Raw genomic sequence first — 17,598 nt, forward strand, 5'->3', positions numbered from 1 at the left:
GGATTGAAATCCCCGGGTACAGTATTTTCACCCGCTACGCGGGTTCTGCCCCCATTTAAAACCTTCTATAATCCAGAGTCGGGTCGTATGTTTAGGGTGATCTGATACTTACCTCTTGATCCTCCCGATGGTCCTGGACATGCCCTAAAGAGGGTGCTTTCCGCGATGATTTGTGCGTTGGGTGCCCCTTCCCCCATTATCTGGAGAGGGGGGACAGCCAGAAAAAAACTTCTTAACTTAATAACATCGGGGAGTTCGGGAAAACCTCATATCACAGAAACCGGCCTCCCAGCTTGTCGGTTTGGTCGGGTTCCAAAAAAGGCATAAAAAAAGCCATGAAACAACGTTCCATAGCTTTAGTCAATTAACAATAAACCCAAAATAACCAGCTGTAGGAGAAGGGATTGAACCTTCATGGAGCGGTTTGGCCTCGCCATCTGATCGGCTGCGGCTTTTCCCGTTTTCTCCACCCTCTTTTCAAGGGCTTGGCTACCTGTTTCAACACCCTACAGTATACCGAAGGAATTCTTTTACCCCTTCGTTTGATACTGCAAAGGTAGATAATATTTTCAATAATTAATAACAAGATAATGATTTGATTTAATTTTTACATATAATTTAAAAAAATCCGCTTAAAATATAAAGTTTTAAAAAATTTCAGGAGTAACCCCGAAAAGATTACCATTTCAGCAATCCTTTGGACTGTCCGGGAGGCGTTGGATCATTAAAAAACCCGTGAAAAGCAAAAGGATCGCACTTCCCATATTCCTATCATTCCCCTCCGTGTCAATCCGTGAAATCCGTGGACAAATATACGCAACCTCAAATTAAGAGGCGGGCCATCTCCCTCTTTACAATGGCTGCCATACCTGTCTTCCCGGAATCAACCTTCAAAGCAGCAACCACCTCAGCACGGCAATCACGATGCCCACCAAGCCCCCCACGACGGCGCCGTTCAGCCGGATATATTGCAGGTCGTCGCCCACCTTGTCCTTGATCTGCTGCATCATGCCATGGTCATCCAGTCTGCCAAGGCTGCTGCGGACAATATTGCCCAGTTCAGGGTGGTACTTGTCCACCAGTTTTTCCAGGGATTCTTTCAGCCAACTGTCCAAAGGCCCGGCTATGTCCAGATCCTGGATTTGGTCTTTCAGCAGCTTCTGCAACAGCACGGCCATTTTGGGATGGTCCAGGTCTTCCGTAAAACGATAAAAAACCGTCCTGATAAAATCAAGTGTCCTGTCCATGTTGTGGGGTTCTTCCAGCACCTGCACCACGTTTTTCGCGATCTCCACGCCGGCAAGCTTCTCTCTAAGCATCTCCGGTGAAAGGCACTTGGTGGTGATCAGCTCCACGATGCCCCAAGTCCTACTCTTCAAATTTCGGAGGATGGTTGCCGAATACAGGAACTTATTGATAATTGCCAATTTTGCTTACGGCCTTCAAGCGCTGGCAAAAAAAATCTACCTTATCAACTATTTCCAATGAGCAGTTAGGGCATATGCCTCCTATTTTATTTACTCGCTTAGGTGTTCTTCCCTCAGGAATTTAGCGATTAAGGTATTTAGCAGTCCCAACCGGATCAGGTCACCCCTATCTATTTTATCTTTAACGGCCAACATATAAGGTGATATCCTGTTTTTCTTGTTCAGAACAATGAAATTGGGCTCGCCTTGAAAAACGGCAACCGGTTCGTCTTCCAACAGGATAAGCGACCTGTACCCACGCCCGCTTGAAACCATGGTCAATTCCTTTCCGCGGAATACGGCTTTCACCATAAAATCGGAATTGACCTGAACAGGTTCGTTTTTTTCGATAAAAGCAGTCAGATTACTGTTTTCCCTTTCTAACCTGGAAAGCCAATAAAATCCGGATCGCTCCATAAACTGATCCGGTAAAAGGATAAAACTTCCCAGCGTATCGCTGCCCTCCAATATTAAGCCAAAAGCCCCTTCGGTCCAGTCCGCCGATACACCTATCTGGGTCTCCACGCTCCTGCTGCCATCTTCGTTTCTTATCCTTTCCCTGCTCCTGAATTCCTCGCCGTGTATAAAAATCGGAACCTGCCAGGAAAAGGCCGGATCAGAACTGATCAACTCATTTTCCGATAACCAAAGGCTCTTACCTGAATAAGAAGTTGGAAGACCGGAGATCAGAGTGACTGCCCCACCAGTAAGCCGGCCCCAAAAACTTTCTCTTTCAGCATCAAGGGACCTGATTCCCCTTTTCACCAATCTTATTTCACCTATTGGAGAATGATTGACAACATACCTGCTTTGAAGGGCTTTGGGTTTGGTAATAGGGATAGAATCCCGCTCACCCGGTACGATCTGGGCTGAAATACTGCCGGTGAACAGCAGCAGAATTCCCCATACCACCATTTTTTTGCTCCGTAGAATCATGTTCCTATAGGATGGGTATCCCCTTAAAGCCCTGGTAATTTAAAACCGGGATCGGTAAACTTAAATTTAAACTTTTTTCAGAACTTATTTTACAAAGGGATATGGATTTTTTTATCAGTTGTCGGGATTTTTCTATTGTTGTGAAACTGGAAGGGCCGCTTTCTAGTCGCACCCCATATCCCCGCTGTTCCCTGTTGTGTCAAGCCCGGAAACCCCGGAGGGCCAAGCTGCGTGAGCGCAAATATAAAGCAAGGTGTCAAGCGCTTTCCCATAGATGGCGTGTATGTTTTAAATTCCTCCACAGGAGTAAGACATCAAAGCAGCAACCACCTCAGCACCGCAATCACGATGCCCACCAAGCCCCCCACCACGGCGCCGTTCAGCCGGATATATTGCAGGTCGTCGCCCACCTTGTCCTTGATCTGCTGCATCATGCCATGGTCATCCAGTCTGCCAAGGCTGCTGCGGACAATATTGCCCAGTTCAGGGTGGTACTTGTCCACCAGTTTTTCCAGGGATTCCTTCAGCCAGGCGTCCAATTTTGCCTGGGCCTCCGGGTCTCCCTTGAGTTCATCCAAAAACCTGACCAGCTGCCGTTTGACCAATTCCATAAAGGGCGTGCGCGCGTGGGACAATTGACCTTCCAGCGTGTTTTTTAACTTATAAAGCATGTCCTGGATAATGACCCTGGCCGTGTCATTGAGGATAAAATTATGTTTTAACTGCTCTACATAACTTACCGCCTGCTCTTCCCCGGACTCAAGGGCATTGGCAAATTCCAACAGGTATTGGTCCAGCTTTTGGCGTACCGGATGTTGCGGGTCATTCTTGGTTTCCCCCATCAACACCAGCGCAAGATCCAGCAAGCGGTCAGTCAACAAATCCAGGTCTATTCCGCCCGTTCTTTTACCAAGCCAAATGGCTGATTTTTTGATCCAATCCTTCTGGGCGTACTCCTCCACCGCGGCTTTCAGTTTTTTGTACACCAGTTTTCTGGTATCCGGTTCTTCTATGGATTTGGAGATTTCCCCAATGGCCATTTCCAGAATCTCATGGTGTTTTTTCTGTCCCACTGCTTCTTTCAGCCAACTGCCCAAAGGCCCGGCTATGTCCAGATCCTGGATTTGGTCTTTCAGCAGCTTCTGCAACAGCACGGCCATTTTGGGATGGTCCAGGTCCTCTGTAAAACGATAAAAAACCGTCCTGATAAAATCAAGTGTCCTGTCCATGTTATGGGGTTCCTCCAGCACCTGTACCACGTTTTTTGCGATCTCCACGCCGGCAAGCTTCTCTCTAAGCATCTCCGGTGAAAGCCACTTGGTGGTGACCAACTCCACGATGCCCTCCGTCAGCTTGTCCCTGTTTTTGACGATAATATTGGTATGCCGCCTCACCAAAGGAATGGGGATTTCATAAAACAGGGCGCTGACGGCAAACCAATCCGCAAGCCCGCCGATGGTGCCCGCCTCGAAGCCAGTGGCCAGGATTCTCCAGAACGGCCCTGCCAAAAGATCAAAATGCATGGCCGCTTCCAGCAGCAAAAAACCTGCGATGGCACAAATCAGGGATATATGACCTATTCTGCTTTTCAATTTGTCGTTGCAATGCTTGTGATGTATTTCCCAACCGTTCAAATTTCAGACCATGGTTGCTGAATAGAGGAACTTAGAAATCTTAGCCCGCCATTTCCGGAAGAAATGTTAGCGGCTTACCTGTACGCTTATGGGGAAAGCTTGAAAATATGAGATTGGGTTGCCGCGGGGCATTTAGCCGTTGTTTACCTCATCATGGACAGTTCACAATTCCTTACTTTCCCGACTTGTTCCTCACATAAATCAGCTTGAACCTTCCTTTTTGGTTTTCCCGCTCCTCCACTTCAAATTTATTAATGGATTTGATCAAGGGCGTAAGTTTTTGAAAGCCATAATTTCGGGAATCAAAATTGGGCTGCTTCTTTTGAAGCAAATTGCCTACTTCTCCCAAAAAAGCCCAGCCGTCATCATCGGCCAAGTCCGATACCGTACTGGAGATCAAACGGATAAGTTTCGGATTGATTTTGTCTACCTGTGGACGACCGGTTCTCTTCTCTTTGGTCTCCTCATCACTGTCCTGCCCCAGGATTTCCAAATAGATGAATTTGTCGCAGGCCACGATAAATGGATCCGGGGTTTTCTTTTCCCCCATGCCCAGCACCAACATCCCCGCTTCTCTCAGGCGGGTGGCCAATTTGGTAAAATCACTGTCACTGGACACCAAACAGAATCCGTTTACCTTTTCCGAATATAAAATATCCATGGCATCGATGATCATGGCGGAGTCTGTCGCGTTCTTTCCTGTGGTGTAGCCATATTGTTGGATGGGATTGATGGCATTTTCCAACAATAGGTTCTTCCATTTACCCAGCTGGGGCCTGGTCCAGTCGCCATAAATACGCTTGATGGTAGGGTTACCGTATTTGGCGATCTCTTCCATCATTTCCTTGACATTGTGGGAAGGGACATTATCCGCATCTATCAATACGGCTATTTTTATATCTGTTTGCATAAGTGATTGCTCGGATAAATGTAAAAATCCAGTTCTGTTCTAAAAATAGCGCTATTATTCTATAATTGAAACCAACATAGTAAATACCGTCCCTTATCCCGGTTTCTCGTAGGGCTGATGATGTCCATTATATTTCTATCTTTGATATCCAAAAATCCAAATCGAATAACCTATGAAAAAATATTTTTACCTGTTTTGTTGGATGATGGCCGTGGCCGGTCCTGTTTTTCCCCAAAAAACCCCTCCTATTATCCCCCTCCCCCACACGTATGGTTTATCAGAGGGAGAATTTATACTGGATGAAAATGTCGGCATCATCGCTGAAAAAGGGCTGGCGACGGAAGGACATTATTTGCAGAAGGAATTGTTCCGGCTGGCTTCCCTGACCCTGTCAACCGGAAAGCAACAAGACAACAATGTCATTCACCTGATGATAGACCGCGGGGTGCAGAAAGGTTATGAATTGATTGTTCAGAATGACCGCATCGAAATCAAAGCAGGGGATAACACGGGGGTTTTTTATGGAATCATTTCCCTCTTGCAGCTCATACAGGCATCAGACAAGGAAGAGGGTGTTTATACACTGCAAACTTGGTCCATCCAGGACCAACCTGCTTATGATTGGAGAGGATTGATGCTTGATGAATCCAGGCATTTTTTTGGGGTGCGAAAGGTCAAACAAATCCTGGATTGGATGGCTTATTACAAACTGAATAAATTCCACTGGCATCTTACCGATGCCCCGGGGTGGCGGCTGGAAATCAAGCAATTCCCTAAACTGGCCCTTGTGGGTGGTGTGGGTAACCATACGGATCCCTATGCGCCCGCTTCTTACTATACCCAGGAAGAAATCCACGACATTGTAAGGTATGCCGAAGAAAGGAAAATAGAAATCATCCCGGAGATTGACATGCCCGGCCATGCCACGGCTGCCAACAGGGCTTATCCGGAGTACAGCGGGGGAGGTTCGGAGCGGTATCCCGAGTTTACTTTCCATCCGGGTAAAGAAGAAACTTATCATTACCTCAGCAATATCCTTAAAGAAGTTGACACGATGTTCCCCAGCAATCTCATCCATCTGGGTGGGGATGAAGTGAGTTTCGGCAATGAAAGGTGGCCCAATGATCCGGAGGTTAAAAAGCTGATGGCCAAGGAAAACCTAAAGGATTTAAAAGCTGTGGAGGATTATTTTTTCCAAAGAATGGCAGATTCCCTGTTTGTACGCGGCAACAAAGTCTTGGCGTGGGACGAAATGGCCGGAGCCAGCCTGCCAAAAGACAAAAGTGTGATGCTCTGGTGGAGGCATGACAAAGAGGAGCAACTCCATCTTGCCCTGGAAAACGGTTATCCTACGGTAATTTGTCCAAGAATCCCTTTTTATTTTGATTTTGTACAGGAAGAAAGCCATCAATTTGGCAGAAAATGGGACGGTGCCTACAGTCCCTTGCAGGCGGTTTACGAATTTGATGTAGAAAAATTCAATGTCAAACCCGAACAGGAAAACCTCATCCTGGGTTTACAGGCCAATGTATGGACAGAAACCATTCACAATGAAAACAGGCTGGATTACATGCTTTTCCCCCGGATAGCCGCGTTGTCTGAAGCGGCATGGACTTTACCGGAACACCGCGGTTTTAGGGAATTTATGGACCGATTGCCACGACATCTGGAACTTTACCAAACGCAGGGATTGTACTTCTATCATCCCACAGACGGGGAGTTTCATCCCGAACCCATCTACCGGCCTTAAAATATCTCCTTGGATCCCTCATGGGAGTGCTTCCCTATTTCACTACCAATACCGGCAAGTGCTTATCATGGGCAATGAGTCTTTCTGCCACGGAACCGATCAGCAGATCATCGTCATCGGATTTGCCCTTGTTCCCTACCACAATCAAATGAGCTCCCTGACGAACAGCATAATTATAAATATCCATGCTTATGGGGACCTCCTTATCCTCAAGAATCTCCATCTTCGCATCCATGCCGGTTTTCTTTTGCAGTTTGTGGTAATTGGTTTCAGCTTTTTTCCGTAATCCTTTTTGCAGCTCAGATTTGTTCCCGATATAAGGGAAATACTGTACACCCACCTTGAGCACATGTACCGGCAATATCCTTGCACCGGTTTTTCCGGCTATGATTTCGGTGACCTCCACACATCGCGGGGTATAATCCGAGAAGTCCAGTGCCAACACCAACTTGCCAAAAGAAGGGTGCGAAGTTTCGGGAACGAAAAGCGTGTTGCTGGAAGTGAGCCTGACCACTTTGCTGCTGAAGATTCCCGATCCCTGATGCCATGATTTTTTCCCAAAAAGAACCAGGTCAAATCCTTGCTCATCCACCCAATCAATCATCTGATCCAGCTTACCACCTGTATATACATGGACATGGATGGTGGATTTTTTTTGGCCAAAAACTTTTTCTACCAAATCGTATAGTTCCTCTTCCAACGCTTCTTCCAGGGACTGTTCCAAGCTCGGAAGCATGGCGCTTATATCTGTGGGCAGTTCTTCCATTGCGACAAAGTGGACCAAGGTCAGTGATTCAAAATCAAATACATCATCCAACTTTTTTATGTAGCGGAGAAGCAGTTCATCCATTCCCGATAGGTCAACAAATAGCCCTATGTGTTTCAGTTCCTTCATGGCTTTTTCTTTTGTTCAAGCTTTTTCAAAATAACTTCGGACAAGCGTTTTTCATAAGATTTCCTGTCAACATCCTCATCAAATTGCCTCAAACGGGCGTATTCTTTTTGAAGACCTCTGAAAAGGGAGTAACACATGACCACCAAAACAAATAGAAAGGGAAGCCCTGTGGTAATGGCGGCCGTCTGCAAAGCCGTCAACCCTCCACCGATCAACAGCACCGCTGCCACTCCGCCCTCGGCTGTAGCCCAAAAAACCCGCTGGCTCACAGGGGAATCCAGTTTGCCTCCGGCCGTGATGCTGTCGATCACCAAGGATCCAGAGTCAGAAGAAGTGACAAAAAAACTGGTAACCAGCAAAATCCCGATCACAGACCCCAGCGTGCTTAAAGGGAAATTTTCAAAAAAGACAAACAAGGCCGTGGATTCGTCGGCCTTGATTCTCAACGCCAATTCATGCTCCGGCGTAACTTGTGAAGCGCTTTCCTGCATATCCAAAAAAATGGCCGATCCGCCCAAAGCGGTAAGCCAAAGAAAAGTCAGCGCGGTAGGCACCAATAATACACCAAATATAAATTCCCGTATGGTTCTGCCTTTGGACACCCTGGCGATAAACATCCCCACAAAGGGTGACCAGGAAATCCACCATGCCCAATAAAACACGGTCCAGTCTCCCTGCCAGCCATTGTCCCTGTAGGCTTCTGTCCAAGAAGACACGTGCAGAATATTATCCAGATAATTGCCAATATTTTGTACAAGAGAACGGAAAATAAATAAAGAAGGTCCCACAATCAAAACAAAGACCAACAGGATGGCTGCAATACGCACATTCCATTCACTCAAAAATTTCACTCCTTTATCAATTCCGGAAACAACAGAAATTGTTGCTATCAGCGTAATGCCGGCGATCAGCAATACCTGGACCGTCACGGTATTGGGCAGGCCAAAAAGATAGTACAACCCTCCGCTGACCTGTTTCACCCCCAGCCCAAGAGAAGTTGCCAATCCAAACAAGGTGGCCAAAACAGCGAGGACATCAATGACGTCTCCCATCCAACCGTTTGTTCTTTCCCCCAGAAGAGGCTGAAACACCGACCTGATGGTAAGCGGCAGCTTCCTGTTATAAGCAAAAAAGGCCAATGACAAAGCCACCACGGCATAGATGGCCCAGGCATGAAATCCCCAATGAAGAAAAGTGAGGTTCATGGCCCTTTCGGCGGAAGCTACCGTAAACGGTTCACCGTACGGAGGACTTGCGTAATGGTTTACCGGCTCCGCTACCCCCCAAAACAGCAAGCCAATACCCATTCCCGCGCTGAACAACATCGCAAACCATGAGCCCGTGGAAAATTCTGGCTCGGCATCTTTTCCTCCCAACCTTACTTTTCCATACTTGCTAAAACCCAAGTAGAAACAAAAAACTATGAAAGCATTGACAGCGATGATAAAAACCCATCCGGCGTTTGCAGTCACATATCCTTTTAATTCTTCAAATACAACAGCCATCGGTTCACCCACCATCAAGGTGACCGCAATAAAAGAAACGATCAGGATAACGGATGGCCAAAATACGGGTGGGTGGATATCAAAATATCGGTTCTTTGTCTGCATACAATAGGTTTTTCATTGATCACCTGTTACCACGTGTTTGTGCAACAACAGGCATTGTTTTAGAAATAATAACCCAAATTGATATTCAAGCGGGCATTCCATCCCGGGTGCGGGTCCAGGGGATTTTGGGTTGAAACAGGTTCTCTATAATCCACTCCCCTTCCTGTACCCAGTGCATTTCCTCCAAAAGCATCTGTGATCCAGGGGTGGTTGTATCCCATCGCCACGTCAAAGTAGCTATAGATATGTCCGGCTGTCACCAAAGCACCAAAGACGTTTTGCTGGGATTTCCGGTAATGACGCCTGTCGTCCGGCAAATCCAACCTATCCAGTTTCTGCATGAGTGTATAGTCATTATACAACTGGATGTGACTGACAGGGCCCCAATTTACCGGAATGTTGTAAGCCAACCCCAACACGTACAGTACCCCTTCCATGGCCACATCGTAAGTTCCAAACCCATATGCACCCATTTGAACCACATTCAACCGGACGTTGTCATCGTTTCTGACGTCTTTGTATCGATAATAAATCGTCTCCGCTTTCAGATTCCATTTTCGCCAATTGGTTTGATAATGGACAGCCATAGCCCGTTGATGGCCACGATGCCTGGTGATGAGATTATATACTTCATGCTGCTGATAGGAGGCGCCCAACTCTGAATCTTCCCACTTTCTGGCGATCCTAAGATTTATTTGATGACGTTCCAGATTGTTGTTGCCCGGTACGGGTACCACATCATAAGAATAGCGTGCGGTAGAAAATGCCCCAAAACCGGATTCACTGGTACCTCTGGGTTCGGAAAGCAAGAAATAAGCCAGGTTGAAACGCCAATGGTCCAACTCATGGGTTAAATTAAACCCCATCTGATGATCGTCTTCCAATCCCAGGTAATACGGTAACTGAAACCACCAGCTGTGCGAGGCATAAGTCAGCAGTCCAAACGGAACTTGGGTGATGCCAAGCTGTAAATTGGTCTGTTCGTTGAACCGATAACCTATCCAGCCATATTTTATAAAGTTGGCATTAAAAGTAGGATAAAAACGGTATTCAAAAGAAAACTGCAAGCCCTGGCTGTAGGCGTCTACATTTACCCTCCAGGTATCCCAGGTCCATTCATTTCGCAGTGCTGTTCCTAATGGAAATGTCTGCCCTTCAAAATAAGCGTATATGGCGTTTAGTCGAAATGCACCACCTACCCTTACCCAGGTTGTATCGTTCTCCAATTCCCCCACAGGCACATTTACAAACTCCAATGTGGATTTTTCCTTTCCATAATCGTATCCGAGATAAAAAGGCAAGGATGCGGGTTTCCTTTTTAAGGAATCTTCCCTTGCTTCATCCCAGTTCAAAATTGCAGGAACTAATAATAAAAAAAATTCGATATTCATTTCAAATTTAATTTTACAAATTTGAATTATAACATTTCATTAAATTAACAAAAAAATGTTAAAATAAAATGCCATATGAATCATTTTCCACAGGTGTTTCCTTAAAGTAAAAAATGACCACGGCTCACTATCCCTTCATACCTGGTTAGAAACAATTAACCATCATTTACCAGCTGATTGAATTAGCGGGTTGTGTTGAGGAAAGTTTTAAAAAACACCATCTAATCAAAAATTTTAAGTAATTTCACTTTTTTAATCCAACAAAAATCACCGTCTGATGAAAAAACGCCATTTGCTGTTGATATTTTTGGGGATGGCCCTTGCCTGCACTTCCCCTTCAAAAGAAGCTGAAAAAGAAATAGATATAAGCGATGGCTGGAGAAGCCTGTTCAATGGCAAAGACCTCGACGGATGGAAGATCAAAATTTCCAAGCACGACCTGAATGAAAATTATGCCAATACCTTCCGGGTAGAAGACGGACTGATGAAGGTGAGGTATGACGGTTACGAGGATTTTGACAGACAGTACGGTCATATTTTTTATGACGAATCCTTTTCCCACTATCTTTTTCGGGTGGAATACCGGTTTGTGGGTGAGCAGGCGCCGGGTGGTGAAGGCTGGGCTTTCAGGAATTCCGGCGTGATGCTGCATGGCCAGAACCCGGAGACCATGACCCAGGATCAGGATTTTCCGATTTCCATTGAAGGGCAGCTGCTCGGGGGTGACGGGGAAAACCCAAGAACCACCAGCAATCTCTGTACGCCGGGCACGAATGTCGTCATCGACGGGGAATTGTTCACACCGCATTGCCTGAATTCCAGTTCCAAAACCTACCATGGGGACCAATGGGTGGTGGCGGATTTCCTGGTATTGGGTGATTCCGTCATCCACCACATCCTGGAGGGCGACACTGTCCTCACTTACCACCAACCGCAAATCGGCGGGGGCAACGTTTCCAACCATGACCCGGCCATAAAACAGGATAGCCGACTGATATCAGAGGGATACATTTCCCTGCAAAGCGAAAGCCATCCCATCGATTTCCGGCGGGTGGAAATTTTTGACCTTTCTGCTTATAAAGACGATCAAAATGAGTTAAAAAAGGTTTTGGAAAAGCTGAAAAACCACCAATAACCTGAGTTTCTAATTATTGAAGAAACTTTTAAATGGTGGTGAAGAGGCTGTCTCATAAGTAGATTGACCTGAATCTTGGTCAAATAATATCTCCCCCTTAGATCTATTTTACCAGGTGGGCATCCGAGGACTGAAACCTGAAAGGTTTTTTAACCCTTTATCGGGCACTGTGGATGCTTTTTGGCTCAATTAAACCTGTCAGGTTTAACGCCTTTCAGGGATTACAATCCTCTAACCATAAATTATTTGGCATAAAGATTTCGATTTTGACCTACGAGACAGCCTTGGAATTATTTTTATCCCATACATCATTTTCAGCATCAAACCCCTCCTCACCCTCTGTGTCCTCTGTGGTTATACCCAAGGATGAAAATCCCGGGACCGTACGGGCAAATGCAACAGGGTTTTGGCAGAGAACCAAGCAAAAACCCTGACAAAACCCCAATCGGAATTGATAATTATATTGGTAATGTCAATCGATCTCAGGTCAAAATATTTCTTTCCAAAAAAGCATTGCGGAATTTGCCTTTGGGGTCATATTCCTGTACAAGTTTCCTGAAGTCGTCCATTCTATCATATTGTGTTTCCAAATGATCCCTGGACAAGGTAAATAACTTGCCCCAATGTGGCCTGACCTGATAGGGCATCAATTCCTTTTCTATTTTGGGGAGCAGCTTCTGTACGTTCGGCCAGTCCTGTTTCCAGGTAAAATGGATGGCAATGCTGTCTCTCCCATACGCAGGACTGAGCCATAACCTGTCGGCGGCTATGGACCGGATCTCGGAAATCAGTAAATGCGGAGAGATTTCTCCCCCCATCCTGTACATCGCAGAAATGGCCTCAACTGCATGTTCGCGCGGCACAAAAAACTCGGATTGCAACTCCTCGCCGCTGCTGGGCGTAAAATCCATTTTAAAATGGGGAAGCCGTTCATGCCAGGGGCCAGGGATGCCCATCTGTTCCGTGCAATGGATGGCGGAAATTTCCCGAATGGGATGAAGGTGGTCGGGGGCCGAAACAGCTTGCAAAAATTCCTGCTCCATGGGAGTTTCTGCCCCTATGTCTTCCACCTTTTTCTTTATCCATAGCTGGTTAATGGTGTCTCCCTTCCAATCGGTAAATAGACTTACACTGTAACCGCTGGAAAAAACCGCTTCAAAATTATCCTCCAGCTGTTTTAAAGGCAGATTCTCATAGACATATTGGCAAACCGAAAAAGTCGGCGAAACGCTCAGGGTCATCCGTGTAACAATACCCAAGGCGCCCAAATGCACCACGGTGCCATTAAACCTGCCTACATGCTGGTCTTTGGAAAGTTTTATCAGCTCTCCCTCCGCAGTGACCATTTCCATCTCAGTGACCATGGTCGCCAGGTTGCCGTTCCTGTCCCCCGACCCATGTGTGCCTGTGGCGCAAGCCCCGGCTACGGATATATGAGGGAGAGAGGCCAGGTTATGCAGGGATAATCCCGCCATCTCTAATTTGGATGCCAGTACTCCATATTGGATACCAGCGGTAAAGCTTACTGTCTGATCCCTGGGATTGATCTGGATATCATTATCCATGTTTCTCAAAGACAATTGTCTGAATTCGCTATCTGCGATGTCGTTGAAGGAATGCCTGGTTCCCAATGCCTTCAACCGTTCGTATTTCCTGACAGCGGATCTCAGTCCTTCCAACACATTGGGGGATTCGAGTTCAGCCGTGCTGTAGGTAAAATTGCCGGCCCAATTGCGTCTCGGGGGGACTTGGTTGCTTGTTTTACAGGAAATCATGGGCATCAGGAACTGTCCTCCCACCATCAGGGAGGAAGTTTTCAGAAACTGTCTTTTCTTCATGGTTTTGGGTTTATCAGCTATGATTAAGGGAATATCCCTAAATCAGTATAAGAAATAGCAATCCTTTCCAGGGCAACAATAAATCCGGCTATCCTGAGGCTCTTGAGGTTTTTTTCCTTTCTCACCCCATTCATATGATGATAGGCTGTCACCATGGTTTCTTCAAGTCCTGAGTTGACAAGATCTCTCTCACTTGCTCCCCTTGCAATCAACTGTTTTTGTTCATCACTAAAAGAATCCCCTGTGATTTTTTCTATGCTTTCCAACAATCCCTCGTATTTTTTCATATCATAGCGCTTTTCCAGTTTTCCAAAAGATACCCTGGAGAGATTCTTGAGCCATTCGAAATAGGACACCGTAACGCCGCCGGCATTCAAATACATGTCCGGAATTACGAGAATGTTTTTATTCAAAAGGATTTTTTCAGCGTCCTGGGTTACCGGTCCATTTGCTGCTTCTGCTATGATCTTGGCTTGGATTCTCGGCGCATTTTCCGACGTGATCTGATTTTCCAAGGCCGCAGGGACAAGGATATCGCACGGATAGGTAAGCAGCTCAGCGGATTTTTCCACAAATTCGCCCCTTTCATATCCTTTAAAGCCTTTGTTCTTGTTTTGATAGGTCTTGAGGGCGTCTATGTCAATCCCGTTTTCATCCCAGATCCCGCCGTTCCATTCCGCTATTCCTATGATCTTGGCCCCGGCTTCCTGAAGGTATTTGGCGGAGTAATACCCCACGTTGCCAAGCCCTTGTACGATGATGGTCTTTCCCTCAAGACCAGGGCTCAAATCCAGCTGATCCATATCTTCCTGTACACTTACCGCTTCACGAATGCCTATATACACCCCCATCCCCGTGGCTTCTGTTCTTCCATCGATACCATGCTGGGACAGAGGCTTTCCTGTCACGCATCCTTTGGCATTGATCACTTCAGGATTAAAAGCCTCAAAAGTATCCACAATCCACGCCATCTCCCGGCTGCCTGTCCCATAATCCGGTGCCGGTACATCTATGGCAGGGCCTATAAATTTCTTTTTGATAAGTTCCGCGGTATACCGCCGGGTGATCTTTTCCAACTGGTCCACGTTGTATTTGGTAGGATCTATGCTGACCCCGCCTTTTGCTCCACCATAAGGGATATTCACCAAGGCACATTTATAGGTCATCAGTGCGGCAAGTCCCTTCACTTCTTCCTCATCCACATAAGTGCTGTACCGGATACCTCCTTTTACAGGCAATTTATGGTGGGAATGCTGCACCCTATACCCTTCTATTACGGTATAGGAACCGTCTGCGTTTTTTAGGGGAAAATGGAACTTATAAACACTGTTGCAAAGTTTGATCTGCTCCAACAAACCCGGGTGGATATCCAGATAGCTGGCTGCATAGTCTACGACCTTGCAAACATCTTCAAATAAACTGTATTCTCCTTGTGGCGCCATAAATATAGAATGATTTAGTTTAATAACTTTTTAAAAAAGGGAAGCAATGCCCATGCCTGATTCTTTTGTTATTGCGTTTTTTGTACTTTTTCCTGCTATCTCTTTACCGGCACACCGGCAAATTTGCCCGGTTCCCTGTTGTTCTTGCCTTCAATCCCCTTTAAGGCATCACCCATATCTCCCCTTGCGTTCTCTGCCAATGCCACCATCCTTTCTACCACCTCCGGATGTTCCTCAATTACATTGGTGGTTTCTGAGATATCATTTTCCAGATCATATAACTCCATGTGCTCCAGCTTCACCGCCCTGTATTTCACCGGGATGCCGTCATCTCTAATTTCCACGTCCGGTTCAAGCGACCGGTAGGTATGTGGGAAATACAGCTTCCAGTGACCCATTAACACCGATTGGAGTTCATTTCTGTTATAATAAATATAGTATGCCTCGTGTGGTGAAGCGGCATCATTCCCTTCCATTAGAGGCCAGATATTTTTGCCATCGATAACATGGTCTGGGAGTGCTGCTCCGCTAAGGTGGGCAATGGTGGGCAGCAAATCAATGGTCATGGCAGGCTGCTGTTGAACCTCAGCTGCGGGGATCTTTCCGGGCCATTTCATGATGGTCGGCACCCTGATCCCCCCTTCCCAGGAAGTCCCCTTTCCCTCACGTAGGGGTTCGGCGGATCCTGAGTGGGTTCCGTAAGAAAGCCAGGGCCCATTGTCCGAAGTGAATACCACCAACGTGTTTTCTTCCAGACCATGTTTTTTCAAGGCTTCCAACACCTGTCCTACAGACCAGTCTATCTCCATGATGACGTCCCCATAGATACCTCTTTGGGATTTACCGGCAAATTTATCAGAAACGAACAAGGGCACATGGGGCATATTGTGGGCCAAGTAAAGAAAAAACGGCTGGTCTTTGTTCCGCCCTATAAAGTCAACCGCCTTCTCTGTATACCAGGTGGTGAGCAAGCTTTGATCATCCAGGGTATCCACAACATCCCTGTTTTCATAGAGTGGCAGCGGAGGGTAATAGTTGGGGTTTTCGGGATGATGGGGCCACATGTCGTTGGAATAAGGCAGGCCAAAAAACTCGTCAAAACCCTGCTCTGTCGGCAGAAAGGGATCCAAATGACCAAGATGCCATTTTCCAACCATCCCCGTAGCATAACCCTCTGACTTTAACATATCGGCAATGGTGACTTCATCCGGATGGAGACCATGTTGAGCCGTGTGGTCCAAGGCCCCGAATATTCCCAGCCGGTTGGCATAACAGCCTGTAAGCAATGACGCCCGGGAGGCTGAACACACGGCGTGGGGCACATAAAAATGGGTGAACTGGATACCTTCAGCCGCCATTTTATCCAGATGCGGGGTTTCAAATCCTTTGGCACCAAATACCCCCACATCCTGATAGCCCTGATCATCCGTGAAAATGATGACCACGTTGGGTTGCTGGGGGAGTATTGTCTCTTGCTGTTCTTCTGTAGATCCGCAAGCTGCGATCAACAAAACCCATAAGGTATAAATTAAAGGCCTTGTGCTTTTTAACAGGTATAGACCCATTCCTGAGTTAATTGTCAACTTCATTCTTCCCATAAGTCACCCGGCTTGTATGGAGCCCCCTCTATTCCCGTAAAAAAAACACCATCAATGAAGCGGTAGCTGCCGTCGATGTCCCCTATCTGCCGCATGTCGGTATCATCCAGCCGAAGATTGGCCGCTTCCAGGTTTTGCTTTATCCTGTCCTTGTTTGCTGACTTCGGGATCACGGCTGTATCGCGGTTCAACGACCATGCAATTAAAACCTGCGCCGGAGAAACCCCGTGTTTAGTCGCAATTTCCCGGATGACAGGATTCTCCATTAGTTTAGGTTCATCCGCCCGCTTCCTGTTCGCTGGTCTATCACTGGACCCAAGTGGCGAATAGGCAGTTATGTAGATGCCGTTATCCAGGCAAAAAGCCAATAAGTCATCCTGAGGCAAAAAAGGATGGACCTCTATTTGGTTCATTTCAGGTTTGATATTACAATCTGCCATGATCGTTTTCAGATTGGCGATGTTGAAATTCGAAACGCCGATATGTCTGGTCAGTCCTTCCTGCTTCAGCTTCTCCATCCCCCGCCAGGTTGCACTTAGTGGCACCTCCTCATAACTAAAGTAATCTTCCTTTTTTTTGGGAAACAACACATTGCTTTTGACCGACACGGGCCAATGGATCAGATAAAGGTCCAGATAATCCAGTTGGAGGTCTTTCAAGGTCTGGGCCAGACCTGTCTTGACCCTATGTTCTTCGTGGGCATTGTTCCAAAGTTTGGAAGTGATAAATATTTCCTCTCTTTTCACCAATCCTTTTTTAAAAGCGGTGTGCAAGGCACTGCCTATCTCTTTTTCATTTTGATAAACCGCGGCACAATCGATATGTCTGTACCCCGCCTCAAGCGCCCACAGGACGGCATTGTATACCTCTCCCGGCGCCGATTTCCAGGTGCCCAGGCCCAGCATGGGCATTTTATCTCCGTTGTCAAAAAGAATCGTTTTAATGTCTTGCATGGATTTCGTGGTATGGATTTATAGTAAAGATACTTTTTAT

Annotated in this window: 13 protein-coding genes; 2 read left to right on the forward strand and 11 right to left on the reverse strand. The window is 46.5% G+C overall.

The window, feature by feature from the left end:
- Positions 1–890: 890 nt before the first annotated feature.
- From ACFPFU_RS17705 to ACFPFU_RS17720, 4 genes are all read right to left on the reverse strand, one after another.
- The gene (locus ACFPFU_RS17705; protein ID WP_377066505.1) at positions 891–1,379 is read right to left on the reverse strand and encodes a DUF445 family protein; all 489 of its coding nucleotides are present in this window, start codon (positions 1,377–1,379) and stop codon (positions 891–893) included.
- 138 nt (positions 1,380–1,517) lie between these two features.
- Positions 1,518–2,402 (reverse strand): hypothetical protein, encoded by an 885-nt coding sequence (locus ACFPFU_RS17710; RefSeq protein ID WP_377066507.1) that lies wholly within the window; start codon positions 2,400–2,402, stop codon positions 1,518–1,520.
- Between the two features lie 314 nt (positions 2,403–2,716).
- Positions 2,717–3,994, reverse strand: a complete 1,278-nt coding sequence (locus ACFPFU_RS17715; protein WP_377066509.1) for a DUF445 domain-containing protein — start codon at positions 3,992–3,994, stop codon at positions 2,717–2,719.
- Between the two features lie 214 nt (positions 3,995–4,208).
- Positions 4,209–4,946 (reverse strand): NYN domain-containing protein, encoded by a 738-nt coding sequence (locus tag ACFPFU_RS17720; protein ID WP_377066511.1) that lies wholly within the window; start codon positions 4,944–4,946, stop codon positions 4,209–4,211.
- 172 nt (positions 4,947–5,118) lie between these two features.
- Here ACFPFU_RS17720 and ACFPFU_RS17725 point away from each other — a divergent pair, with 172 nt between their 5' ends.
- On the forward strand, positions 5,119–6,696 hold the full coding sequence (locus ACFPFU_RS17725; protein ID WP_377066513.1) for a beta-N-acetylhexosaminidase: 1,578 nt from the start codon (positions 5,119–5,121) through the stop codon (positions 6,694–6,696).
- A 34-nt stretch (positions 6,697–6,730) separates the two neighbouring features.
- On the opposite strand, the gene ACFPFU_RS17730 is transcribed toward ACFPFU_RS17725, so the two are convergent.
- The 3 genes from ACFPFU_RS17730 to ACFPFU_RS17740 are packed head-to-tail and all read right to left on the reverse strand — an operon-like array spanning position 6,731 to position 10,592.
- Positions 6,731–7,591, reverse strand: coding sequence for a universal stress protein (locus ACFPFU_RS17730; protein ID WP_377066515.1), 861 nt, complete (start codon positions 7,589–7,591; stop codon positions 6,731–6,733).
- A complete protein-coding gene (locus ACFPFU_RS17735) occupies positions 7,588–9,201 on the reverse strand; it encodes a BCCT family transporter (RefSeq protein WP_377066517.1) in 1,614 nt (537 codons plus the stop codon). Before ACFPFU_RS17735 ends, ACFPFU_RS17730 begins: the two co-directional genes overlap by 4 nt.
- 59 nt (positions 9,202–9,260) lie before the next feature.
- Complete coding sequence (locus tag ACFPFU_RS17740; protein ID WP_377066519.1) at positions 9,261–10,592, reverse strand: hypothetical protein; 1,332 nt, start codon at positions 10,590–10,592, stop codon at positions 9,261–9,263.
- Positions 10,593–10,869: 277 nt separating this feature from the next.
- Between ACFPFU_RS17740 and ACFPFU_RS17745 the strand changes: the two genes are divergently transcribed.
- Complete coding sequence (locus tag ACFPFU_RS17745; protein ID WP_377066521.1) at positions 10,870–11,727, forward strand: 3-keto-disaccharide hydrolase; 858 nt, start codon at positions 10,870–10,872, stop codon at positions 11,725–11,727.
- A 482-nt stretch (positions 11,728–12,209) separates the two neighbouring features.
- Here ACFPFU_RS17745 and ACFPFU_RS17750 read toward each other — a convergent pair whose 3' ends face one another.
- From ACFPFU_RS17750 to ACFPFU_RS17765, 4 genes are all read right to left on the reverse strand, one after another.
- Positions 12,210–13,565, reverse strand: a complete 1,356-nt coding sequence (locus ACFPFU_RS17750) for a D-arabinono-1,4-lactone oxidase (RefSeq protein WP_377066523.1) — start codon at positions 13,563–13,565, stop codon at positions 12,210–12,212.
- Positions 13,566–13,588: 23 nt separating this feature from the next.
- On the reverse strand, positions 13,589–15,007 hold the full coding sequence (locus ACFPFU_RS17755; protein WP_377066525.1) for a Glu/Leu/Phe/Val family dehydrogenase: 1,419 nt from the start codon (positions 15,005–15,007) through the stop codon (positions 13,589–13,591).
- Between the two features lie 95 nt (positions 15,008–15,102).
- Entirely contained in the window at positions 15,103–16,596 is a 1,494-nt protein-coding gene (locus ACFPFU_RS17760) for a sulfatase family protein (RefSeq protein ID WP_377066527.1), read from the reverse strand.
- The gene (locus ACFPFU_RS17765; protein ID WP_377066529.1) at positions 16,593–17,558 is read right to left on the reverse strand and encodes an aldo/keto reductase; all 966 of its coding nucleotides are present in this window, start codon (positions 17,556–17,558) and stop codon (positions 16,593–16,595) included. The genes ACFPFU_RS17760 and ACFPFU_RS17765 overlap by 4 nt, the downstream gene beginning before the upstream one ends.
- Positions 17,559–17,598 lie beyond the last annotated feature (40 nt).

The organism is Negadavirga shengliensis (assembly GCF_042652345.1).
Taxonomy (GTDB): domain Bacteria; phylum Bacteroidota; class Bacteroidia; order Cytophagales; family Cyclobacteriaceae; genus Negadavirga; species Negadavirga shengliensis.